This is a genomic window from Microbacterium sp. (genome assembly GCF_031988965.1).
In the GTDB taxonomy this organism is placed as follows: Bacteria; Actinomycetota; Actinomycetes; order Actinomycetales; family Microbacteriaceae; genus Microbacterium.
Map to the genome: position 1 here is coordinate 1 of NZ_DALZXX010000043.1, position 20,283 is coordinate 20,283.

At 68.4% G+C, this 20,283-nt stretch carries 19 protein-coding genes; 5 read left to right on the forward strand and 14 right to left on the reverse strand.

Features of this window, described 5'->3' with window-relative positions; all coding sequences use genetic code 11:
- Together RTM68_RS09520 and RTM68_RS09525 are read left to right on the forward strand one after the other, a co-directional pair.
- The coding region (locus tag RTM68_RS09520) for a hypothetical protein (protein ID WP_312170352.1) at positions 1-592 on the forward strand (592 nt) is incomplete at its 5' end.
- Positions 592-1,695 carry a hypothetical protein gene (locus RTM68_RS09525; RefSeq protein ID WP_312170354.1) on the forward strand — a complete coding sequence of 368 codons (1,104 nt, stop codon included), beginning with the start codon at positions 592-594 and terminating at the stop codon, positions 1,693-1,695. The genes RTM68_RS09520 and RTM68_RS09525, both read left to right, overlap by 1 nt.
- 19 nt (positions 1,696-1,714) lie before the next feature.
- Here RTM68_RS09525 and RTM68_RS09530 read toward each other — a convergent pair whose 3' ends face one another.
- Genes RTM68_RS09530 through RTM68_RS09565 form a run of 8 tightly spaced genes read right to left on the reverse strand, consistent with a single transcriptional unit; the run spans position 1,715 to position 10,427 of the window.
- Positions 1,715-2,422: a hypothetical protein gene (locus tag RTM68_RS09530; RefSeq protein WP_312170356.1), complete on the reverse strand. Its 708-nt coding sequence runs from the start codon at positions 2,420-2,422 to the stop codon at positions 1,715-1,717.
- A gap of 46 nt (positions 2,423-2,468) precedes the next feature.
- On the reverse strand, positions 2,469-2,891 hold the full coding sequence (locus RTM68_RS09535) for a RidA family protein (RefSeq protein ID WP_312170358.1): 423 nt from the start codon (positions 2,889-2,891) through the stop codon (positions 2,469-2,471).
- A complete protein-coding gene (locus tag RTM68_RS09540) occupies positions 2,888-4,192 on the reverse strand; it encodes an aminotransferase class III-fold pyridoxal phosphate-dependent enzyme (RefSeq protein WP_312170359.1) in 1,305 nt (434 codons plus the stop codon). Before RTM68_RS09540 ends, RTM68_RS09535 begins: the two co-directional genes overlap by 4 nt.
- A 20-nt stretch (positions 4,193-4,212) precedes the next feature.
- Positions 4,213-5,385 carry an acyl-CoA dehydrogenase family protein gene (locus RTM68_RS09545; RefSeq protein ID WP_312170361.1) on the reverse strand — a complete coding sequence of 391 codons (1,173 nt, stop codon included), beginning with the start codon at positions 5,383-5,385 and terminating at the stop codon, positions 4,213-4,215.
- 59 nt (positions 5,386-5,444) lie between these two features.
- Positions 5,445-5,891, reverse strand: a complete 447-nt coding sequence (locus tag RTM68_RS09550; protein WP_312170363.1) for a MaoC/PaaZ C-terminal domain-containing protein — start codon at positions 5,889-5,891, stop codon at positions 5,445-5,447.
- The gene (fabG, locus tag RTM68_RS09555; RefSeq protein WP_312170365.1) at positions 5,891-6,646 is read right to left on the reverse strand and encodes a 3-oxoacyl-ACP reductase FabG; all 756 of its coding nucleotides are present in this window, start codon (positions 6,644-6,646) and stop codon (positions 5,891-5,893) included. Before fabG ends, RTM68_RS09550 begins: the two co-directional genes overlap by 1 nt.
- Positions 6,643-8,373: a hydantoinase B/oxoprolinase family protein gene (locus RTM68_RS09560; protein WP_312170367.1), complete on the reverse strand. Its 1,731-nt coding sequence runs from the start codon at positions 8,371-8,373 to the stop codon at positions 6,643-6,645. Before RTM68_RS09560 ends, fabG begins: the two co-directional genes overlap by 4 nt.
- A gap of 17 nt (positions 8,374-8,390) precedes the next feature.
- Complete coding sequence (locus tag RTM68_RS09565; protein WP_312170369.1) at positions 8,391-10,427, reverse strand: hydantoinase/oxoprolinase family protein; 2,037 nt, start codon at positions 10,425-10,427, stop codon at positions 8,391-8,393.
- 132 nt (positions 10,428-10,559) lie between these two features.
- Here RTM68_RS09565 and RTM68_RS09570 point away from each other — a divergent pair, with 132 nt between their 5' ends.
- Both RTM68_RS09570 and RTM68_RS09575 read left to right on the forward strand, forming a co-directional pair.
- On the forward strand, positions 10,560-11,396 hold the full coding sequence (locus RTM68_RS09570) for an enoyl-CoA hydratase-related protein (protein WP_312170371.1): 837 nt from the start codon (positions 10,560-10,562) through the stop codon (positions 11,394-11,396).
- A gap of 12 nt (positions 11,397-11,408) precedes the next feature.
- Positions 11,409-12,203, forward strand: a complete 795-nt coding sequence (locus tag RTM68_RS09575) for an IclR family transcriptional regulator (RefSeq protein ID WP_312170372.1) — start codon at positions 11,409-11,411, stop codon at positions 12,201-12,203.
- A 54-nt stretch (positions 12,204-12,257) separates the two neighbouring features.
- On the opposite strand, the gene RTM68_RS09580 is transcribed toward RTM68_RS09575, so the two are convergent.
- From RTM68_RS09580 to RTM68_RS09600, 5 genes are read right to left on the reverse strand one after another with little or no spacing between them, the layout of a single operon-like run.
- Positions 12,258-13,121: an ABC transporter permease subunit gene (locus RTM68_RS09580; protein ID WP_312170374.1), complete on the reverse strand. Its 864-nt coding sequence runs from the start codon at positions 13,119-13,121 to the stop codon at positions 12,258-12,260.
- Positions 13,118-13,912: an ABC transporter ATP-binding protein gene (locus tag RTM68_RS09585; protein ID WP_312170375.1), complete on the reverse strand. Its 795-nt coding sequence runs from the start codon at positions 13,910-13,912 to the stop codon at positions 13,118-13,120. Before RTM68_RS09585 ends, RTM68_RS09580 begins: the two co-directional genes overlap by 4 nt.
- A gap of 37 nt (positions 13,913-13,949) precedes the next feature.
- On the reverse strand, positions 13,950-14,783 hold the full coding sequence (locus tag RTM68_RS09590; RefSeq protein WP_312170376.1) for an ABC transporter permease subunit: 834 nt from the start codon (positions 14,781-14,783) through the stop codon (positions 13,950-13,952).
- Between the two features lie 2 nt (positions 14,784-14,785).
- Positions 14,786-16,099, reverse strand: coding sequence for a hypothetical protein (locus tag RTM68_RS09595; protein ID WP_312170378.1), 1,314 nt, complete (start codon positions 16,097-16,099; stop codon positions 14,786-14,788).
- Positions 16,100-16,122: 23 nt separating this feature from the next.
- The gene (locus RTM68_RS09600) at positions 16,123-17,712 is read right to left on the reverse strand and encodes an AMP-binding protein (protein ID WP_312170379.1); all 1,590 of its coding nucleotides are present in this window, start codon (positions 17,710-17,712) and stop codon (positions 16,123-16,125) included.
- A gap of 204 nt (positions 17,713-17,916) precedes the next feature.
- Between RTM68_RS09600 and argG the strand changes: the two genes are divergently transcribed.
- Positions 17,917-19,350, forward strand: coding sequence for an argininosuccinate synthase (gene argG, locus RTM68_RS09605; RefSeq protein ID WP_312170381.1), 1,434 nt, complete (start codon positions 17,917-17,919; stop codon positions 19,348-19,350).
- A gap of 39 nt (positions 19,351-19,389) precedes the next feature.
- On the opposite strand, the gene RTM68_RS09610 is transcribed toward argG, so the two are convergent.
- Positions 19,390-20,019 carry a GntR family transcriptional regulator gene (locus RTM68_RS09610; protein WP_312170383.1) on the reverse strand — a complete coding sequence of 210 codons (630 nt, stop codon included), beginning with the start codon at positions 20,017-20,019 and terminating at the stop codon, positions 19,390-19,392.
- Between the last annotated feature and the right edge of the window lie 264 nt (positions 20,020-20,283).

Genomic DNA, 20,283 nt, shown 5'->3' on the forward strand with positions numbered 1-20,283 from the left:
CTCGTACGTCGCCGACGACTACGCCGGGGCCGAATCGGCGGCGCGCGGGCAGGAGTTCCTCAACTGGTTCGAGCCGTACAAGGCCCCGTTCAACGTGGGCACCGCTCTCGCCGGAGCAGAGAAGCTGCCGGAGTCGCGCGCGAAGTTCGAGGAGTCCCTGAGCCTCGCCACCGGGCTCGAGGTCTGCAGCGTGCGCATCAACCTCGCGATCGTGATCGAGCGGATGGGCGACGCGGCGCGCAGCGACGGCGACGGCGTCACCGCTGCCGAGCTCTACGGCGAGGCGCTCACCGTGACGACCGAGATGCCCGAGGAGTGCAACAGCGACGAGGCCCAGGAGCAGTCGTCCGATCCCGACCGCGACATGCAGCAGAGCAAGGAGGACCTCGAGGACCGGCTGAAGCAGAAGCAGCAGGACGAGGAGCAGACTCCGCCCGAGGAACCGCAGGAGCAGGAGCCGCAGGAGCAGCAGGAACAGCCCTCGGATGAGAAGATCGAGGACCTCAAGGAGCAGCTCGAGCAGGGCACCCAGGAGCGCGATCAGCGCGGCGATGACGACGGCGGAGGCTCGGGGACGGACAAGCCATGGTGATGGATCACGAGAAGCAGCGGGCGCGCTACGTCGCCGGCACCGAGGGCGCGCCTCCCGTGCCCCCTCCCGGTGGTTACCGCAATGCGCGGCGGCCGTCCGGTCCCCTGCTGCCCTCGCCCGCGGTGCCCGGGCTGTCGGCCACCGCCACTGTGGAGCCGTCGAAGAAGCCCGCGAACATCCTCGGCTGGATCGCGCTCGTCACCGGCATCCTGTTCGCCCTCATCCTGCTGATCACGCTCGCGGCGGGTGGCACCGATGCGCTGTACGGCGTCACGATGCTGACGCTGCAACTGGTCGTCGTGGCGGTGATCATCGGTGCACTGTTCTCGGCACGGGCGCGCACCTTCGCGGCGATCGCGCTGGCGGTCACCGTCGTCTTCAACGTGGCCACCGTCGGTGGCATCGGCGCGGTGCGCACGTCGGCGACAGGCAGCTACGACGGCATGAAGAGCGACGAGCAGAAGCACGAAGAGGCATACCCCGGAATCAAGGAGCAGAACCCTCAGGATGCCCTGAGTCAGCAGTCCCTCGAAGAGGTGCGCACTGCGGCAGACGCGCTGTTCGCCGACGTGCGCGAACGGATCACCGACGAGTTCGGGTACCAGTGGGTGCAGGTCGGCGATGAGGATCTGCGACCCGAGCGCAACGGCTACGGCGGCGAGTCGATGCTCATCGAGTACACGTCCGTCGGCTGGGCGACCACGGAGCCCATCCACGACTACGGCGTGAAGCTGCAGGTCATGGATCTGATCGACGACGTCGTCATCGAGCACGGCCTGTCGTACCTGTACTCGTTCAACGACGAGTACTCGGGCATCGAGCCGACCATGAAGGAGAAGCTCTACGGCAGCGCGGATCCCCGTCTGCAGCACACGTGGGAGTACTACGCCGAGAACTACCCCGAGCCGATGCGCTTCTACGCCAACGTCTTCGACCTCGCCAACGATTCGACCGGTGATTTCCGCGTCGCGCGCGAGGCCCAGAACGCGCGGACGGGCGAACCGCTCGAGGGCCTGCAGATGGTCGTCATCGCGAGCGGCCTGCTGAGCGACGCCGACCGGGCGGAGTTCGAGGAACGGCTGAAGGAGTACCCCGGGTTCTAGGAGAGACCGATCGGCCGAATCAACCCGCCAGGGAGAGCCCCGCGGCGAGCGCGAAGCCGAGCACGGTCGCGAGCCCGGTGACGTTCTTCGCCTTCTTCTGCGCATCCGGCACCATCGAGTCGACGAGCATCACGAGCAGCGCACCGGCGGCGAACCCGCCCGCGGCGGCGCGGAAGTCGTCTCCGGTCACGCTCGCCAGGGCGAACCCGGCGATCGTCGCGAGTGCGCAGATCAGCGCGATGCCCGCCCAGAGCAGCAGCACGCGGGACTTCGTCATGCCGCCCTTGAGCAGGTCGGCGGCCGAGCCGATCGACTCCGGCAGGTTCGAGACGACGATCGCGACGACCAGGGCGATGCTCACGGGTTCGCCGGATGCGAGTCCGATGCCGAGCACGAGCTGCTCAGGGATGCCGTCGAGCAGCGCGCCGAGCGCGAGCGGGGCGCCCGCTCCCTGATCCGTGGACTTCGCGGCTCGCGCGTCGAGCACGCGATCGGCGAGATAGTACGCGAGTGCGCCGAGCACCACTCCGGCGACGAGCGGGATGGGGCCTGCGAGATCCAGCCCCTCCTCCCAGAGCTCGAAGGCGATCGACGCCATGAGCGCGCCAGCACCGAATCCCAGCACGATGCCGAGCCACCGCGGCGGCCAGGTGCGCAGCAGGGCGAGCACCGCACCCACGAACAGAGGCGACGCCGCGACCAGACCCCAGAGAATCGCCTGTGACATGTGCCGCCTCCTTCAGGGACACTCTGCCACTGCGGGAAGCGTCGCCCTAGCGTGCCCCCGGAGCCGGTCGCCCGCCCACGTGTGCGCGGGCGGCGATCTCCACGAGGAAGTCCGGGTGGTTGAGGGCAGCGACCCCGACAGCGGTCCATGCGGGCAGCGTCGATCCGGCAGGGAAGTACTCCCTCTTGATCTGCGCGAAGGTCGGCATCTGCGCAGGCAGATCGACGTGATACGTCGTCAGTTCGTACACGTCGCCGAGCCCGGCACCGGACTCGGCGAGCACGGTCGCGAGGTTGTCGAACGTCTGCCGGATGTGCGCCTCGAGCGATTCGGTCACGGGGGTCAAGTGCTCATCGCGCCCGACCTGGCCGGAGACGTGCACCTGGTCTCCGACGCGTACCGCCGGCGCGTACGACCCGCTCTCGACCAGACTCGCCATGGTTGCGGGAACGATCATCGCGTGCGTCATGCCCGAGCCTCCTCGACGATGCGATCCGCGAGCGCGAGGCCCGCGTCGAGCGCCTCGACGATGCGGAGCAGCTCGGCCCTCTCGATGATCAGCGGAGGCGCGAGGAAGAGAGACGTGGGTTCGTCGCTGGTGCTGATCTGCACCCCGTGCCTGCGCGCCTCGCCGACCACGACATCAGAGACGTGGGTATCCGTCGTCGTGGACTCCCACGTCCGCCAGTCGGGCCCGCCGCTGAGTTCGACGGTCCAGTGCAGTCCGGATCCGGCCACCCTGACGACGCTCGGATGCCGCTCGGCGAGCTCGACGAGCATGCCGCCGAACTCCGCACCGAGTGTCGCGGCCCGCTCGGGGAGGCCGTCCGCGGCAGCGACGGCGAGGTGGGCCCGCACCGCGTGGATGGTGACCGGGTGCGCCCGGAAGGTGCTGTAGTTCTGCCACTTCGCGCTGCGGAGCACCGCGACGGCACGCTGTGAGAGCACGACGGCTCCTGCGGGCGCCGCGCCTCCCGCGAGAGGTTTGCCGAGCGTGACGATGTCGGGCCGGGTGTCGGACGCATGGAACTGCATCCACTGCCCGCTCCGACCGAGCCCGGTGACGACCTCATCAGCGATCCAGACGGCTCCCGCATCCGCCGCACGCTGAGCGACGGCATCCTGATACCCGCGGTCGTAGTAGTGGCCGCCCTGGGTGTAGTCGACGATCACCGCGGCAGCGCCGTCGATGGCGTCGAGGTCACTCGATCCGAGGGCCTCGGCATTCACCGACCCGGAGCGCGCCCATGCACTCGCCCGGGGGGCCGGGATGGTGCGCACCTCCGCTCCTGCGGACGGTCGCGCGACTCCACCGGCGAGGCGCGACAGCCCCCCGTGCCACTGCGGCTGCACCGTCACGTCGCGCGAGAGTCCGACGAGGCCGTGGTACGCGCGTTCCCGAGCAACGATCGGGTCGCGCCCGGTGAGAGCCTGCGCGAGGGTCAGCGCGATGTCGTTCACCTCACTGCCGCTCATCCCGAACCGCACGCCACCGACCCAGGACTCACCGAGGAATGCGGTCTCGACGAGTTCGTCGGCAGCGAGATCGCGCTCGGCCCACCGGTGCCCCTCATTCACGACCGGGAACTCGGCTGCCTCGCGGATCGCTTGCATCATCTCAGGATGCCGATGCCCGAGCGGACCGCCGGTATTCGATGCGTCGAGCACGCGGGTCCCGTCCGAGTACTCGAGGTAGACGCCCTCGCCTCCCACGACGAGGGCCTTGGTGCGATGCGGGACGTGGAGTCCCGAGGTGATCAGATGCGACATGCGCTTCTCCCTTCAGATTCTCAGACGAACGCGCTGACACCGGTCGCTGCGCGACCGACCATGAGCGCGGAGATCTCGTTCGTGCCTTCGTAGGTGTAGATGGCCTCGGCATCGGCGAAGTGCCGCATCACACCGGTCTCGAGTCGGATGCCGTTGCCGCCGCACACTTCGCGAGCGAGCGCGACCGTCTCGCGCAGGTGACCGCAGACCCAGTGCTTCGCGAGCGCCGAGTCCTCGTCGCGGTAGACGCCCGCCTCCTGCAGCTCCGCGAGTCGCACGGCCATGCCGAGACTCGCGGTGATGTTGCCGAGCATGCGCGCGACCTTCTCCTGCACCAGCTGGAACCCGGCGATGGGCCGACCGAACTGCGTCCTCGAAGTGACATAGGCGAGCGCCTTCTGATACGCGCCCATCTGCACGCCCACCGCCTGCCAGACGGTGCTGGCCCGCATGTGCCGCAGCATGCGGGCGACGTCGGCGAAGCGCTCGACCCCGTGCAGTCGCAGGCTCTCCGTGACACGGACTCCAGACAGGGTGATGTGCGCGTTGTTCACGATGCGCAGCGCGGCCTTGCCCGTGATCTTGTCGATCGTCATACCGGGAGCGTCCGTCGGCACGAGGAAAGCTCGCGTCGCACCGCCCTCCTCCCGGGCCACGACGCAGACATGGGTGGCGTAGGCCGCACTCCCGATCCACATCTTCTCGCCGTCGATGATCCAGTCATCGCCGTCGCGGCGCGCGGTGGTGGTCATGCCGCGAGCGACATCCGAGCCGTGCTCGGGTTCCGTGATCGCGAACACCCCACGCAACGAATAGTCCTCGATCCGGGGCATCCACTCGGAGATCTGCTCGGCAGACGCTCCGTGCAGCACCGCACCGGTGATCATCGTCGCCTGACCGCTGAAGTACGTCGCGATCGACGCGTCGACCCTGGCCAGCTCGAGCACGCGGAATCCGATGTACATCGCACTGGGCGTCTCGCCCGCATCGCGCAGCTCGACCGGGTCGAGCAGAGCGAGCTCAGCGAACGCATCGGGCAGATGCTCGGGAAACTCGCCACGCTCCCAATGGTCGTCGACGATCGGCGCTACCTCACGGTCGAGGAAACCGCGCAGCCGCCGCAGCACAGCGCGCTCGGGGTCGCTGAGACGCGACTCGTATTCGTAGGGATCGAGATCGGCATACAGACGCATGGTTCTCCTCAACAGGTGAGACAGGCAGGGGGGCGGAGGTCGGTTGGTCGGTGCGGCGATCAGCGCCGGAAGAGGACGATGGATCGAGCGACGACGGCGGGGGTCGTGATGCCGTCGACGAGCACCTCGACGTCGAGACTCAGGCGTGCTCCGTCGACACGCGTGCTCAGCTCAGCGAACGTCGCGGCGAGTGCGACCTCGGATCCCACCGGCACCGGGCGCAGGAAGCGGATCCTGTCGGCCCCGTAGTTGAGGGCATCGGACGCGTCGACGACATCGAGCCATTCCCCCCAGGCGCCGCCGATGAGCCCTGTCAGCAGAAGCCCGTGCACGATCGTCCCGCCGAACGGTTCGGCGCGCCCGACGTCGACGTGGATCCATTGACGATCCCCGGTGAGATCCGCGAAGGCGTCGACGGCAGCCTGGGTGATCTGACGCGGCCTCGTCGGGGGCAGCGTGATGCCGACGAGCTCGTCCAGCCGATCGATCGTGAGGGCGATGGGCATCAGAGGTCGAGCCCGCCGTCGACCATGAGAACCTGACCCGTGACGAAGGAGGCATCCTGACTCACCAGGAATGCGATCGCCGCAGCCACGTCCTCCGGTTCCCCGACTCTGCGGAGCGGTGTCTGCGCGGCAGCCTGCTGCCGGTACTCCAGGGGGTCGACACCGACGCGGGCAGCCGTCGCGTCAGTCATCGCCGTCGCGATGTAGCCGGGCGCCACGGCATTGACGGTGATGCCGAACCGCCCGAGCTCGATCGCCAGCGTCTTCGTGAGCCCGATGATCCCGGCCTTCGCCGCCGAATAGTTGGACTGCCCCCGGTTGCCGGTCGCGGCGATACTCGAGAGGTTGATGATGCGGCCGCTGCGTTGCGCGACCATCGGCCGTTGGGCGGCGCGGCTCACCAGGAACGCACCCCGAAGGTGCACGTCGATCACGAGCTCCCAGTCGTCGAGCGTCATCCGGTGGATGAGGTTGTCGCGGAGCACACCGGCGTTGTTGACGACGATGTCGAGGTGGCCGAACCGATCGGCCACCTCGGCGACGGTCGCGTCCACCGAGGACTCGTCCGACACATCCATCGAGAGACCGACCGCTGTCGGCCCGATCCGTTCGGCTGCCGCCTCCGCGGCCGCCGCATCGAGGTCGGCGATCACGACGCTCGCACCGTCGCCGGCGAGACGTGCGGCCGTGGCCCACCCGATGCCGCCGGCTCCACCCGTGACGAGTGCCACCTGTCCGTCGAGAAGTGGAGTCATCGTGTCACCACCCACGCACCGTCTGCGCGCTGTTCATCGCGAACCACGCGCACCCCGTAGTCGTGTTCGGCGCGCTCCGGCGTCAGGTAGCCGTCGTCGAGATCGGACTGGATGTCGGCGAGTTCGCGGAGCGCGGGATCCCCGTAGCCGCCTCCGCCCGCGCAGGTGAACTCCAGGCGAGCCCCCTTCGGCACGCTGGTCGGCGGCATCTTGCTGCTGAGGATGCGCTCCTCTCCGTCGGGGAGGGTGAGGGTGAAGTGCGCGTTGCCGCCGTCGGATCCGCCGAACAGGCCATAGGGGCGGCTGATGTCGCGGTCGGCGACGATCGTCACGGTCGAACGCTCGGTGAACTCCAGCACGCGGGTGATGCCCCCACCGCCGCGGTGACGGCCGGCTCCCCCGCCGTCGGCGAGTCGGTACGCGAGCACGCGCACGGGATGGGCGGCCTCGAGCAGTTCGGACGGGGTGTTGCCGGTGTTGCCGATACTGGTCCGGCGGGCATGCGAGCCGTCAGCGAGAAGGCTCGCCCCCTGCGCGGCTCCGTGAACCTCATACATGATGGCGTCGTCGATGCCGTCCTCGCGCGCCACGATCAGCACCGTGGCGCTGCCGGTGCCTGCCGCGGGAACCAGGTCGGGCACGGCGTGCGACAGAGCGCCGAGCACCACGTCGGCGATCCGTGCAGAGGTCTCGTGGTTGCCGGCGACGACCGGAGCCGGGGCATTCGGGTTCACGATCGTGCCCTTCGGCGCCGTGATCGTGACGGGGCGATACGAGCCTGAGTTCGACGCCGTGTGCGGTTCGGTGAGGGCTTTGAGGGCGAAGAGCGCCGCCGAGACCGTCACACCGAGTGGAGAGTTCATGCCGCCGCGGGTCTGTGGCGCCGAGCCCTCGAAGTCCACGGCGACGTCGCTGCCGGCGACGGTGACCGTGGCGCGGATCGGCACGGGCGTCGGGTCGAAGCTGTCACCGTCGCAGAAGTCCTCGTATGTGTAGGTGCCGTCGGGGATGCTCGCGAAGGCGGCGCGGGCTCGCTGCTCGCTCACGTCGAGCACCTGCCGCATCGCCTGTGCCACAACGTCGGTTCCGTACCGCTCGCAGAACTCGACGAGTCGCCGCTCGGCCGTGACGCATCCCGCATACTGCGAGCGCATGTCACCCAGCCGCTCGACCGGGTTGCGGACGTTCGCGACGAGGATGTCGAGGACATCCTGATTGATCGCGCCTTCGCGGTAGATCTTGATCGGGGGCATGCGCAGACCCTCGCCGTAGATGTCGCTCGCCAGGGTGAAGTAGCTGCCCGGAGCGGGTCCGCCGATGTCGACGTAGTGGCCCCGGACTGCGGTGAACGCGATGATGCGCCCTTCCGAGAAGACCGGCTTCGCCATGAAGAAGTCGGGCATGTGGTTGTTGCCCCGGTAGGGGTCGTTCTGCAGTACGACGTCGCCGGGACGCAGGTCGTCGATCGCGATCCGGTCGAGCACGCCCTGCATCGTCATCGGCATGCTGCCGAGGTGGATCGGGATGTCCCCGACACCCTGCACGACGATCTGCCCCGACGCATCCAGCAGCGCACAGGAGAGATCCCCCGCCTCTCTCCAGAGGTTCGAGTACGCGGTACGCAGGACGACCGCCTTCATCTCGGCGACGGCGGCGCGCAGACCGGAGTCGATCACGGCGAACGAGATCGGGTCGAGGGCGGCCGGGTCGAGGACGGTCACGGGCATAGGTGCCGATTCGATGATCATGAGCGCTTCTCCAGGTGCATCAGAAGGTTGCCGTACGCATCGATCTCGGATCGCGCATGCGGCGGGATGACGACGGTCGTGGTGTCGGAGACGACGACCGCGGCGCCCTCGAACCGATGGCCGGGCAGCAGCTGATCCCTCCGGAAGAGCGGCACGACGGTGCTCTCGAGAGCCGAGAGATGAAGCTCGCGTGTGCCGGACGGCGTCGGAGGATCGAGGGGCGCGACGTCCGCCCGATCGGTGTCGGGGACGACCACCCGGCCGACGCCGGTGACCCGGGCGATCTGCACCGAGATCGCCTCGTCGTCGACACGGAAGCCGTTCATTCGCTCGTGCGCCACGTGGAACGACTCCGCGGCGCGGTCGAGCCAGCCGGGCCGGTCGATGTCGCCCGTCGACACGGTGACCGCGGTGTTCTGACCTGCGTACAGGAGGTCGAGGGCGAACTCGACGCTCTGCGATGTGCCTGGCACACCCTCGTCCGAGAGCTGTGCGGACACGGCGGCTCCGAGATCGGCGAGGACGCCGGCGAGCTCGGTCTCGAGTGCGGGCTCGAGGGTCGCCAACACGCTGCGCGCCGCGTTGTGCACCACGTCGGACACGACGAGGCCGACGGCCGACAGGACGCCGGCGGAGGGCGGCACGATCACAGTCGGGATCGCGAGCTCGTCGGCGATGTCCGCCGCGTGCATGGGGCCGGCTCCACCGAAGGCATTCAGCGCGAAGTCGCGGGGGTCGTGGCCGCGGCCCACCGAGACGGCCCTCACGGCTCCGGCCATCGCGGCGTTGCTGATGCGACGGATGCCGATCGCCGTCTCGATCGGGTCGAGTCCGAGAGATTCACCCAATCGCGCGCATGCGGCGAGCGCCGCACCACGATCCACCGTGACGTCGTCACCGAGCTGGATGCCGTCTTCGAGGATGCCGAGCACGACATTCGCGTCCGTCACCGTCGGCTCGACTCCTCCACGCCCATACGCCGCCGGGCCCGGATTCGCCCCGGCACTGCGCGGACCGACGCTGAACTGTCCGCCGGTGTCGACATGGGCGACGCTGCCGCCGCCGGTGCCGATCGTCTCGATGGCGACGGTGGGGAGCTGCAGCGGAAGATCCATCGCGCGGCTGGTGGTGGTGAGCGGGATCACGGCGTCGGCGACGAGGCAGACGTCGAAGCTCGTTCCGCCCATGTCGACGGTGATCGTGTCGGTGATTCCGGTCTGTCGCGAGATGAGGCGTCCGGCGACGACACCGCCGGACGGGCCGGAGAGCAGCAGGTTCACCGGGGTCTTCGCCGCGTGCGTGGTCGAGGTGATCCCGCCGTTGGACTGCATGATCCAGGTGCGCACGTTCGGGTTCCACTCGGCGATGCGATCGGTGAGTGTCGCGAGGTACGGTGCGCAGACGGGCTTGAGGTAGGCGTTGAGCACGGTCGCGGCAGTGCGCTCGAACTCGCGTACCTGCGGCAGCACGTCCGACGAGAGCGACACCGCCACGTCGGGTGCGACATCGCTGAAGATCTCGGCGGCACGGCGCTCATGGCCGGCGTCGACGTGGGAGTAGAGGAAGCAGATCGCCACGCTGCCGATGCCTCGCTCGGAGATGCGCCGGGCGACGGCCGCGACCGCCTGCTCGTCGAGGGGAGTGACGATTCGTCCGTCGCGGTCGATCCGCTCGGCGACCTCGAACCGGTCTCGACGGGCGACGAGAGGTGGAGCGCCGGGGTCGAGAAGGTCGTAGAGGGCTGATGCAGGGCGGGTGAGCCGTCCGATCTCGAGGACGTCGCGGAAGCCCTCGCTCGCGAGAAGGGCGATGCGCTCCCCATTGCGTTCGAGTGCGAGGTTGGTGCCGATGGTGGTGCCGTGGATCAGCTCGGCGACGTCGGCGACGTCGACGCGCCGCGCCGCCGCGACGACAGCTCCAGCCGGGTCGTGGCCTCGAGACGACACCTTCGTGGCACTGATGATGCCTCCGTCCTCGTCCCACAGCACGGCGTCCGTGAACGTGCCCCCTGCGTCGATACCGATGCGCTTCACTCTTGATCCTCTCCGACTCACTGCCGAACTTTCTTCCATAGAATGGAAGCAATGTTCGTTCTATAGAATAGGTTAGGGATCGGACAGCAGGTCCGTCAAACCACGCACAGATGATTTACGAGGAGGAAACACATGACAGGCATCGCCACCGATCAGTGGATCGCATCGGGTGAGTACACCGACATCTCGTACCGGGTGAGCGACGAGGGGATCGCCCTGATCCAGATCGAGCGCCCGCACAAGCGCAACGCCTTCCGGCCCCTCACGAGCGCCGAGCTCGTTCACGCGTTCGCGCGCGCACGCCACGACGCCGGCGTGCGCGTGGTGCTGCTGAAGGGCAGCGGCGACAAGGCGTTCTGCTCGGGCGCCGACCTCTCCGAACGTTCGGGCGACGCAGAGGCCGCCGAGTTCACCGGCATCGCACCGGCGAACGTCATCGACGTGCAGGTCGCGATCCGGCGGATCGAGAAGCCGGTCATCGCGCTGGTCGCCGGATACGCCGTCGGCGGAGGCCAGGTGCTTCAGCAGGTATGCGACCTGTCGATCGCGGCGGACAACGCGGTGTTCGGACAGGTGGGGCCGCGGGTGGGCAGCTTCGACGGCGGGTACGGCATCAACCTGCTGGCCAAGCAGATCGGACACAAGCGCGCGAAGGAGGTCTGGTTCCTCTGCCGTCAGTACGACGCTCAGAAGGCACTGTCCTGGGGGCTCGTGAACGACGTCGTACCGCTCGCGAGCCTGTTGGACGAAGGCATCGCGATGGCGCGCGAGCTGCTCGCGATGTCGCCGGCAGCGCTGAGGATGCTGAAGAACGCGGTCAGCGCCGAGGAAGACGGCCTGCACGGCGTCGCCCAACTGGCCAACGACGCGTGCGTGCTCTACTACGGTACTGAGGAGGCAGCTGAAGGTGCTGCCGCGTTCATGGAGAAGCGAGTGCCGGATTTCACAGGCGCCCTCGCCTTCCCCTGACCCGGAGGACACATGGGAGCCAAGACGACCCCGCCCGGCGGAGAAGCCCAGGGCATGCTCGCCCGAGGGCTCAGCCTTCTCTCCGCTCTCGGAGACCACCCCGAAGGGGTGTCGGTGACCGAGCTCGCGCGTCAGGTGGGTCTGCCCGTCAGCACGACCCACCGCCTGCTCGCGACCGAGATCGAGCTCGGCTTCGTCAGCATGGACGCATCGACCAAGACATATCGGCTCGGCGTCCGACTGTTCGAACTCGCCAACCGCGTGACCGGCGTGATGGACCTCGCGACCATCGCGCGGCCCATCATGCGCGAACTCAGTCGACGCACGGGTGAGACCGTGCAGCTCTCGGTGCTCAGCGACGGTCGCGCCCTGTTCATCGAGAAGGTGGGCACCGAGCAGGCCGTCGGGATTCGCGGCTCGGTGGGCCAGAGCGAGCCCCTCTATGCCACGTCGACCGGCAAGATCCTGCTGAGCAGCATGCCGAGCGACACCTTCGCTGCGATGCTCGACGATCTCGATCTGCAGGCGTGGACGCCCACCACCATCACCACGAGATCGGCCCTGCTCGCCGAGATCGAGCGCACTCGGGAGCGGGACTACGCGGTGGCGGACGAGGAGTTCGACGCGGGCGTGCGAGCGATCGGCGTTCCGGTGCGCCACGAGGCGGGCGACACCAGAGCCGCCCTGTGCATCTCCGCGCCGGCGTTCCGCGCCAGTGTGGCGCAGCTCGAGCAGTGGCTTCCGGACCTGCGCGCGGCGGCACACCGGATCGGCGTGCAACTGCCGATGGGCGCGACAGTCATCTGACCGCACGAGAGGGGGCGGGGCGATCAGGAGCGCCCCACCCCCTCTCGTCCGCGCTCACGCCCAGCGAGTGAGCCGGTTCATCGCGGCGCCGAGAAGCTTCATCGTGGCGAGCGCGAGCAGGGAGAAGACCGCGGCGACCACGACCATCCGGTCGACAAGGGAGAAGCGCAGCGTCTCGTTGAGCATCCAGCCGAGCCCTGACTGCAGGCCGTAGATCTCTCCGGCGAGAACGGACGTCCACGCCACCAGACCGCCGAAGACGATCGACCCGCGCATCTCCGGCAGGATGGCCGGAAGGACGACCCGCACCCAGAGCGGAGACCCCTTCAGGCCCATCGTCCGTGCGTACTCCATGACATGCGGCGGGAGGTTGCCGATCGCGTTGATGGTTCCGACCAGCACGATGAACGCCACCCCGAAGATGACGAAGAGTACGACCGCCAGATCGGTGGCGCCGAACCAGAGCGCGAACAGCGGCGCCATCGCGAGAGCGGGAAGCATCCGCATCATCTCCGCCACTCCACCCACACTCAGACGAACAGGTCGCACGGCTGACGACAGCAGCCCGAGACCCACACCGGCGATCACCGCACCGGCCAGTCCCAACACCACGCGCAGCAGGGTCGCACCCGCGTTCACGATGAGGGCCAGCACCGCACCCGCGACGCTCTGATCGGCGCCCGTCTGTGTAGCGGGCACGCCGAAGCCGCCGACCCAGTAGTCGCTCAGCCCCAGCACGCCCGATGTCGCGACGGTGACGAGAGACGGCATCACCCGGTCGCCCTGGGCGGACGACGCCGCCACGATCATCGCGATGACCTGCCAGCCGGCCACGATGACGACCATCCCGACGACGATGCTGAGGGGCGTCGCCGTGGTGCGCAGCGTGATGCCCCCGCGAGCCGAAGCGCCGCTCATGACTGCATCCGCGCGGGCGCCTGAAGCACCTCGAGAAGCTGGGCACGGATGGCGTCGGCCTCGGCATCCATGCGCAGCTCGTCGCCGCGCGGCCGTGCGAACGGCAGCTCGATGTCGTATCCGACGTGTCCGTCTGTCACGACGATGATCCGGTCAGCCAGCTTGAGTGCCTCATCGACGTCATGGGTGACGAAAACGATCGTCTTCCCGGTCTCCTGCCAGAGGTCCAGCAGGGTGTCGTGCAGCTGAGCGCGCGTGAAGTAGTCGAGCGAGCCGAACGGCTCATCCATCAGCAGGATGTCGGGGTTGTTCGCGAATGCGGCGGCGATCGCGACCCGCTTGCGCATACCTCCCGACAGCTCCTTCGGCCAGGCGCGCTCCCGCCCCGCGAGTCCGACGGCCTCGATGAAATGGCGCACACGGGGCAGCCAGACCTCGTCAGGGACGTGCCGCATGCGCGGGCCGAAGGAGATGTTGTCCTGCACGCGTAGCCACTGCGGAATCGCATCCTGCTGGAAAACCATGCCGAGGTGCGCGCTGGGGCCGACCACCGGCTCGCCAGCGGCGATCACGCTGCCGGATGACGCCGACTGCAGACCCGCCATAGCACGCAGGAGCGTGCTCTTTCCCTGGCCGGAGGGACCGAGGATGCAGACGAACTCGCCGCGCGGGATCACGAGATCGAGGTCCTTGAGCGGCGTGATCTGCCGCCCCTGAGCGGTGAACGACACCGTCAGCCCCGAGATCTCGAAGGCGGAGGCGTGCGGCGTCGGAGTGGTCAGGGTCGTCATGGGGTGTCCTTCCGAGACGATGTCGGTGCGGCGCATGTCACTGCCACCGCGTGAACAGGCGCACGAGGCGCTGCAGGAGGAGGTCGAGGAGGATCGCGGCGATGCCGATAGCCAGCGAGAGCCCGAGCACGGCCGAGACGTCGCCCTGGGTCGCTCGCAACGCGATCAGGCGTCCCGCGCCCGTCTGCGAGCCCAACAGCTCCACGGTCGCCTGCACGGCGATGGCTGTCGAGAGCGCGACCCGCAGCCCGGCGAGCACCGCGGGAAGGGTCGCGGGAACGACGATGTGCCAGAAGCGCGCCGCGGCCGCCACCCCCATCATCGCGCCGTACTCCTCGCTGACCGGTGGCAGCGCGAGAGCCGCAGCCTGGGCGATCAACCCGACCGTGACGAAGCAGTAGAACGCGACGAGAGCGAACTTGCCGCCGGGTCCCTGGCCGAACCAGATCAGGCAGAACGGGGCGAGCACGAGAGCGGGCACCGCCCCGAAGACGAAGAGGATCGGCTCGGTGACGTTGCGCACCCACTGCACGCGCGCACTGAGCAGGCCGGCGATCGCGCCGGCGGCGGAACCGACCAGCCACGCAGCGGTCGCCATGCCCACGGTCCAGGCCACGTTGACGCCATAGCCCGACACGCGAACACCGAGGTAGCTCAGGCCAGGGTCGGTGACGAAGCTCGTCGCGAAATCGGTGACGACCTTGATCGGTCCGGGAAGGATCGCGGTGTAGTCGATCGCGATCGCCAGCAGCTGCCAGACGATCAGCACGACCGCGACGCCGAGCACGCGCCAGCCCACAGCGCCCCGGGCCCCCGCCCGTCCGGTGCGGGTGATCACCGGACGGGCGGGGGCGATGACCGAAATGGCCATGATCAGGCAGCCGCCGCGAGGCGATAGGCGTCGAGGTAGTTGCGCGCCTCGTACTGGGCGAGGGCCGCAGTCTTCAGCTCGCCCTCGGGAGCCTCGGCGAGCGCCTCGTCCGCCGCCTCGCGATAGGCGTTCAGCGCACGCCACACGTCACCGGCGATCGACAGCTCGGCCGGCGTGTGGCCGTCGTCGATCACACCCTGCTCGGCGAGCGAGTCGATCTGAGCGCCGACGACCGTGTCGAAGTAGAACGGCGCATCCTCGTCTTCATAGAACTCCGACGCGTCCTCGAAGTTGCGCACCGAGTACAGGCCGTCGAACGTCTGCGCCAGTTGGGTCGCGCTGAGGTCTGAGCCGGTGTAGCTGTTCAGCAGGTCGACGTAGTCGGCCGCCGTGCCCTCCGGATCCGCCTCGAGGTCGTCGACGAGGCGATAGATCACCGACGCGTAGCGCAGCAGCGTGTCCCAGTTCTCCTCGGCGTACTCCGTGGTGGTCAGATATCCCGAGAAGGTCGCCCGCAGCGAGACGGTCTCCTCCGCCGTCGAGTTCTCGATCACGTCGGGCAGCGCGATCAGCGATTCCCAGCCGTCGTTGAGCAGACGCACGATCTCGACTGCTCCGGTCGGCGAGACGAAGTCAGCCTGGCCCGCTTGCGCCGCGCGCACCAGATCGGGATTGGTGAGGTAGGTGACGTTCCAGGCGCCCATGTCGGTGCCCGCAGTGCCGGTGATCAGCTGGTAGAACGTGGGCACGACCCCGTCGCGCAGGATTACGTCCTGTCCGTCGAGCTGCGCGAGCACGGTTGCGACCGCCTCCTCGTAGCTCTGGCCCTCGGCCATCGCGTCGGCGAGAGTGGTGTATTTCCCCTCCGGCGCGAGGAGCCGATAGCCGTAGAACACGTCCTGGATCTGGAAGGCGACGACGTTCGACACGTCGTCCATCTGCGAGATCAAAGCGGGCGGATATCCCGAGCCGACATCGATCTGGCCGTTCAGAAGGGGCGTCACCGAACCGATCAGGTCGGACTTGATGCCGTTGGGCCCGTCAGCGAAAGTGATGCCCACCTCGTCGAAGTAGCCGCGCGTGACGCCGGCGGCGGCGAGCATCTCGTCGCCGTACGGGCTGAGACCGCCCGCGACGGTCACCGTCGGGATCGTGTCCCCGGGCTCGGCGAGATCGGTCGGCGCGGCGAATCCGGTCTCGGCCTCCGACTCCGAAGCGGGGGCGGTGTCGGCGGCCGCGCATCCGGACAGCAGAGCGCCGACCGTGAGCAGTGACACGCCCAGAGCGAGGACGTGACGGGGGCGAGTGGTGTTCATGCGTTCTCCTGGTGAGTGTCGGGTCAGTTCAGGACAGGGACGGGTGAGGGATGGACATCGAGCGCTCGAGGGTGCGTGCCGTCGTACAGGGCATCGACGACGTGGGCGAACCGTTCGAGCAGCACGGGACGCACGATCTTGCCGCTCGCGGTGAGGGCGCCGGTCTCTCCGGACAGGTCGATGGCGATGATGACGACCTTGCGCACCCGCTCAGGGGGCGACACCTCGGCGTTGAGTCGCCGGATCGCAGCGATGACCTCCGCCTCGTCGAGCGGTTCGGGAGCGAACACGACGGCAGCGAGGAAGGGGCGCCTGTCGCCGACCACGATCACGTCGGCGACGCCGAGCGCGATGCGCAGCTGATTCTCGATCGGCTCCGGGGCGACGTTCTTGCCGGTGGACGTCACGATCAGGTTCTTCTTGCGTCCGGTGACGAACAGGAATCCGTCGTCGTCGATCCATCCGAGGTCACCCGTTCGGAACCATCCGTCGACGAATGCCTCGGCTGTCGCCCGCTGTGCGCCCAGATACCGCTCGAAGACGTTCGCTCCGCGTGCGAGGATCTCTCCGTCGTCGGCGATTCGGAGCTCGACCCCGGGCAGCGCGCGACCGACGCTGCCGCTGCGGCGATCGTGCGGAGCGCTGAGCGCCAGAGCTGCCGACGTCTCCGTCAGACCGTACCCCTCGACGAGCGTGATCCCGGCGCGTTCGTAGGCCCCCTGGACCTCTTCGTCCATCGGCGCCCCACCGCTCAGCGCGTAACGAAGCCGCGTGCCGAAGACTTCTCGCAGCGACTCCCCCGATCCCCCGACTCGCGCGTACGCGCTCTCGAACAGGCGCGGCACCCCAGGCACGTAGGTCGGCTGAAGCTCGGTGATCTGGGCGAGGATCTCGGCTGTTCCGCCGGAGCCGTACAGCAGTTCGCCGCCGAGCGAGAAGGTCGTGAGCTGCTGCAGGCGGGCCGACACGTGGGCGAGGGGCAGATACACGAACGCCCGCTCGCGGTGCTCCGCCCCTTCGGGGCCGGAGGACTCGACGGCACCCGCCATGCGCACGACGGCGGCGAAGTGGGAATTGCTGAGAACGCAGCCCTTCGGCTCCCCGGTCGATCCCGATGAGAACACGATCGAGTATGTGTCGGACGGACGCACGGATGCCGCGATCACTTCGATCTCCGCCTTCTCGTCAGGAGCGAGCGTCGGGCGCTCGAGGTCGCCGAGGTCGCCGTCCCGATTCCCCAGCCGGAACTGCGGTGCCGCGGAACGCAGGTCATCGCGATCGACCACGATCAGCGCCGGGGACGTCGCGCGTTCGATCGCGTCGAACTGAGCCTGCGACGCCGTCGGATACACGGGGATCACCGGGGCGCCGATGAGGGCCGCCGCCAGGTCGACGATTGTCCAATCCGGTCGGGTCCGAGAGACAATGGCGACGCATCCACCGTCGCCTGCCCCGAGCGCGCGCAGCCGGTGAGCCGTCCGCAGCACGAGAGCGTGCATCTGTGCGTACGTGCGCCGTTCCCATCCGCGATCCCCGCGGAAACACTGGGCACCAGCCTCGTTCCCCTCTCGAAGATGAGCCGAGAGCATCTCGATGAGCGTCTCCACGTGCATCACCGCCTTTCCCGCTGCATTTCATACAATGGAAGCCTTGTTTACCTGGTAGCAAGAGACTATCCCGGTGAATGCAGCCGCCCGACCGAATCAGGCATCTGTAACAAGGGATTTACACGCGGTCGAGGCAGACCCCTCCCCGGCAGCCCCAGATCCCGCGCCCCCGTCCGAAACAGCCGACACGCCGCCGATAGACTGGGAAGCATGTCCAAGGTCCTCCAGTCACTTCCCGTCGGCGAGCGCGTCGGCATCGCCTTCTCCGGAGGACTCGACACCTCCGTCGCCGTCGCGTGGATGCGCGACAAGGGTGCCGTCCCCTACACGTACACCGGCGATCTCGGGCAGTACGACGAAGACGACATCGAGTCGATCCCCGGTCGCGCTCTCGAATACGGCGCCGAGGCCTCGCGTCTGGTCGACTGCAAGACCGCCCTGGTCGAAGAGGGCCTGGTCGCCCTGTCGTGCGGCGCCTTCCACATCCGCTCCGGCGGACGCACCTACTTCAACACCACGCCCCTGGGCCGCGCCGTCACCGGCACGCTGCTCGTGCGTGCGATGAAGGAGGACGGCGTCGACATCTGGGGCGACGGCTCGACCTACAAGGGCAACGACATCGAGCGGTTCTACCGCTACGGCCTGCTCGCCAACCCGCGCCTGCGCGTCTACAAGCCGTGGCTCGACGCCGACTTCGTGACCGAGCTCGGCGGCCGCAAGGAGATGAGCGAGTGGCTCGTCGCTCATGACTTCCCGTACCGCGACTCGGTCGAGAAGGCGTACTCGACCGACGCCAACATCTGGGGCGCGACGCACGAGGCGAAGACCCTCGAGCACCTCGACGTCTCGCTCGAGACCGTCGATCCGATCATGGGCGTGAAGTTCTGGGACCCGTCGGTCGCGATCGAGACCGAAGACGTCTCCGTCACGTTCGAGGCCGGCCGCCCGGTCGCCATCAACGGCGTCGAGTACACCGACCCGGTGGCCCTGGTCATGGAGGCCAACACGATCGGCGGGCGCCACGGCCTCGGCATGAGCGACCAGATCGAGAACCGCATCATCGAGGCGAAGTCGCGCGGCATCTACGAGGCTCCGGCCATGGCGCTGCTCTTCATCGCCTACGAGCGCCTGGTCAACGGCATCCTGAACGAAGACACCCTCGCGACGTACCACGAGCAGGGCCGCCGACTCGGTCGCCTGATGTACGAGGGACGCTGGCTCGAGCCGCAGTCGCTCATGCTGCGCGAGTCGATCCAGCGCTGGGTCGGCCTCACGATCTCGGGCACGGTCACGATCCGCCTGCGCCGCGGCGACGACTGGACGATTCTCGACACCACGTCGCCGAACCTGTCGTACGGACCCGAGAAGCTCTCGATGGAGCGCGTCGGCGACGCCGCCTTCGGCCCGGTCGACCGCATCGGCCAGCTCACCATGCGCAACCTCGACATCGCCGACTCGCGCTCGCGCCTCGAGCAGTACGCGGGCCTCGGCCTCATCGGCGGCGCGACCGGTGAGCTCGTCGGACGCGTCACGGCCGGCGAATCGGGCGAGATCACGGGATCCGTCGAGGCAGTCGACGAGAACCTCGCCGACGCCGTCGACACCGCGTCCGAGGGCGCGGCCTTCGACTCCGGCACCGACTGACGGTCGACGACGGCCGACTCGGGATGCCGGGTCGGCCGCTCAGTCGATCAGGTAGGCGGCGCGCGCGCTGCGTTCCGCGCCGTCGCCGTCACCCGCGCGCAGGGCCGCGCTGAGGTCATGGAACGAGTCTTCGATCCGCCGGGCCGCATCCGGCTCGATCACCCAGGCGCGAAGGGCTCTGATCAGCGCGAACGACGTCTCGTCGACCATCGCTCGGTGCACGTCGTTCAGCGACTGCGAGGCCAGGTGTGCGTACAGTTCCACGGCCGCTCGGGCATACCGCTCGCGCTCGTCGACGCACGCCGCCACCTCGTCCACGCGGTACGCGGCATCCTCTCTCGCGTCCTCGGCGAGCCGGAGTGCCGCCGCGCGTGAGAGCACCGACAGCTGCTGGCCGAGGAACTCCCGCCAGCCTGCGACCTCCTCGTTGGCGAGCGGCGTCACGCGGGTGTAGCGACTGGGGGCGAGCACGATCATCCCGATGCGCTCGAGGCGTTGCAGCGCCTCACGCACCGGTGTGCGCGACACCCCCATCGCCGCCGCGATCGCGTTGTCGTTGACCGAGTCCCCCGGCGACAGCACGCCCTCGGCGATCTGTCGACCCAAGCGTTGGAACACGATGTCGGCGAGCGAGCCGTGCGGCGCCGCCGGTCTGCCCAGATGGATCACGGTCGAGTCCCCTTCGGTGCGAACAGCGGGGCGAGACCGTCGGCCTCCATGAGCGTCGAGATCACTGTGCTTCCCCTTCCGGGCGGCGTCGGCGGTGCGAGTGCATCCACCTCTCAAGACCTCCGGCGTGCCGGTATATGACGCGGGCTCTCTGAATCCACTGGATTATCTTGCACACTTGTGTGCACATTAAGTACCATAGAGACATGACCACCCGTGCTCCCCGCCGCGACTCCGTCGAGAACCGCGCCGGAATCCTCGACG

Coding starts and splice junctions, on each gene's coding strand:
- fabG (WP_312170365.1), bottom strand. CDS start 6,646: ATGACTCCACTTCTCGACGGACAGGTGGCACTCGTCACGGGTGGAGCC.
- RTM68_RS09600 (WP_312170379.1), bottom strand. CDS start 17,712: ATGCACGTGGAGACGCTCATCGAGATGCTCTCGGCTCATCTTCGAGAG.
- RTM68_RS09590 (WP_312170376.1), bottom strand. CDS start 14,783: ATGGCCATTTCGGTCATCGCCCCCGCCCGTCCGGTGATCACCCGCACC.
- RTM68_RS09550 (WP_312170363.1), bottom strand. CDS start 5,891: ATGCCCATCGCCCTCACGATCGATCGGCTGGACGAGCTCGTCGGCATC.
- RTM68_RS09545 (WP_312170361.1), bottom strand. CDS start 5,385: ATGCGTCTGTATGCCGATCTCGATCCCTACGAATACGAGTCGCGTCTC.
- RTM68_RS09580 (WP_312170374.1), bottom strand. CDS start 13,121: ATGAGCGGCGCTTCGGCTCGCGGGGGCATCACGCTGCGCACCACGGCG.
- RTM68_RS09560 (WP_312170367.1), bottom strand. CDS start 8,373: ATGCCCGTGACCGTCCTCGACCCGGCCGCCCTCGACCCGATCTCGTTC.
- RTM68_RS09540 (WP_312170359.1), bottom strand. CDS start 4,192: ATGTCGCATCTGATCACCTCGGGACTCCACGTCCCGCATCGCACCAAG.
- argG (WP_312170381.1), top strand. CDS start 17,917: ATGTCCAAGGTCCTCCAGTCACTTCCCGTCGGCGAGCGCGTCGGCATC.
- RTM68_RS09525 (WP_312170354.1), top strand. CDS start 592: ATGGATCACGAGAAGCAGCGGGCGCGCTACGTCGCCGGCACCGAGGGC.
- RTM68_RS09595 (WP_312170378.1), bottom strand. CDS start 16,099: ATGAACACCACTCGCCCCCGTCACGTCCTCGCTCTGGGCGTGTCACTG.
- RTM68_RS09575 (WP_312170372.1), top strand. CDS start 11,409: ATGGGAGCCAAGACGACCCCGCCCGGCGGAGAAGCCCAGGGCATGCTC.
- RTM68_RS09570 (WP_312170371.1), top strand. CDS start 10,560: ATGACAGGCATCGCCACCGATCAGTGGATCGCATCGGGTGAGTACACC.
- RTM68_RS09585 (WP_312170375.1), bottom strand. CDS start 13,912: ATGACGACCCTGACCACTCCGACGCCGCACGCCTCCGCCTTCGAGATC.
- RTM68_RS09535 (WP_312170358.1), bottom strand. CDS start 2,891: ATGACGCACGCGATGATCGTTCCCGCAACCATGGCGAGTCTGGTCGAG.
- RTM68_RS09530 (WP_312170356.1), bottom strand. CDS start 2,422: ATGTCACAGGCGATTCTCTGGGGTCTGGTCGCGGCGTCGCCTCTGTTC.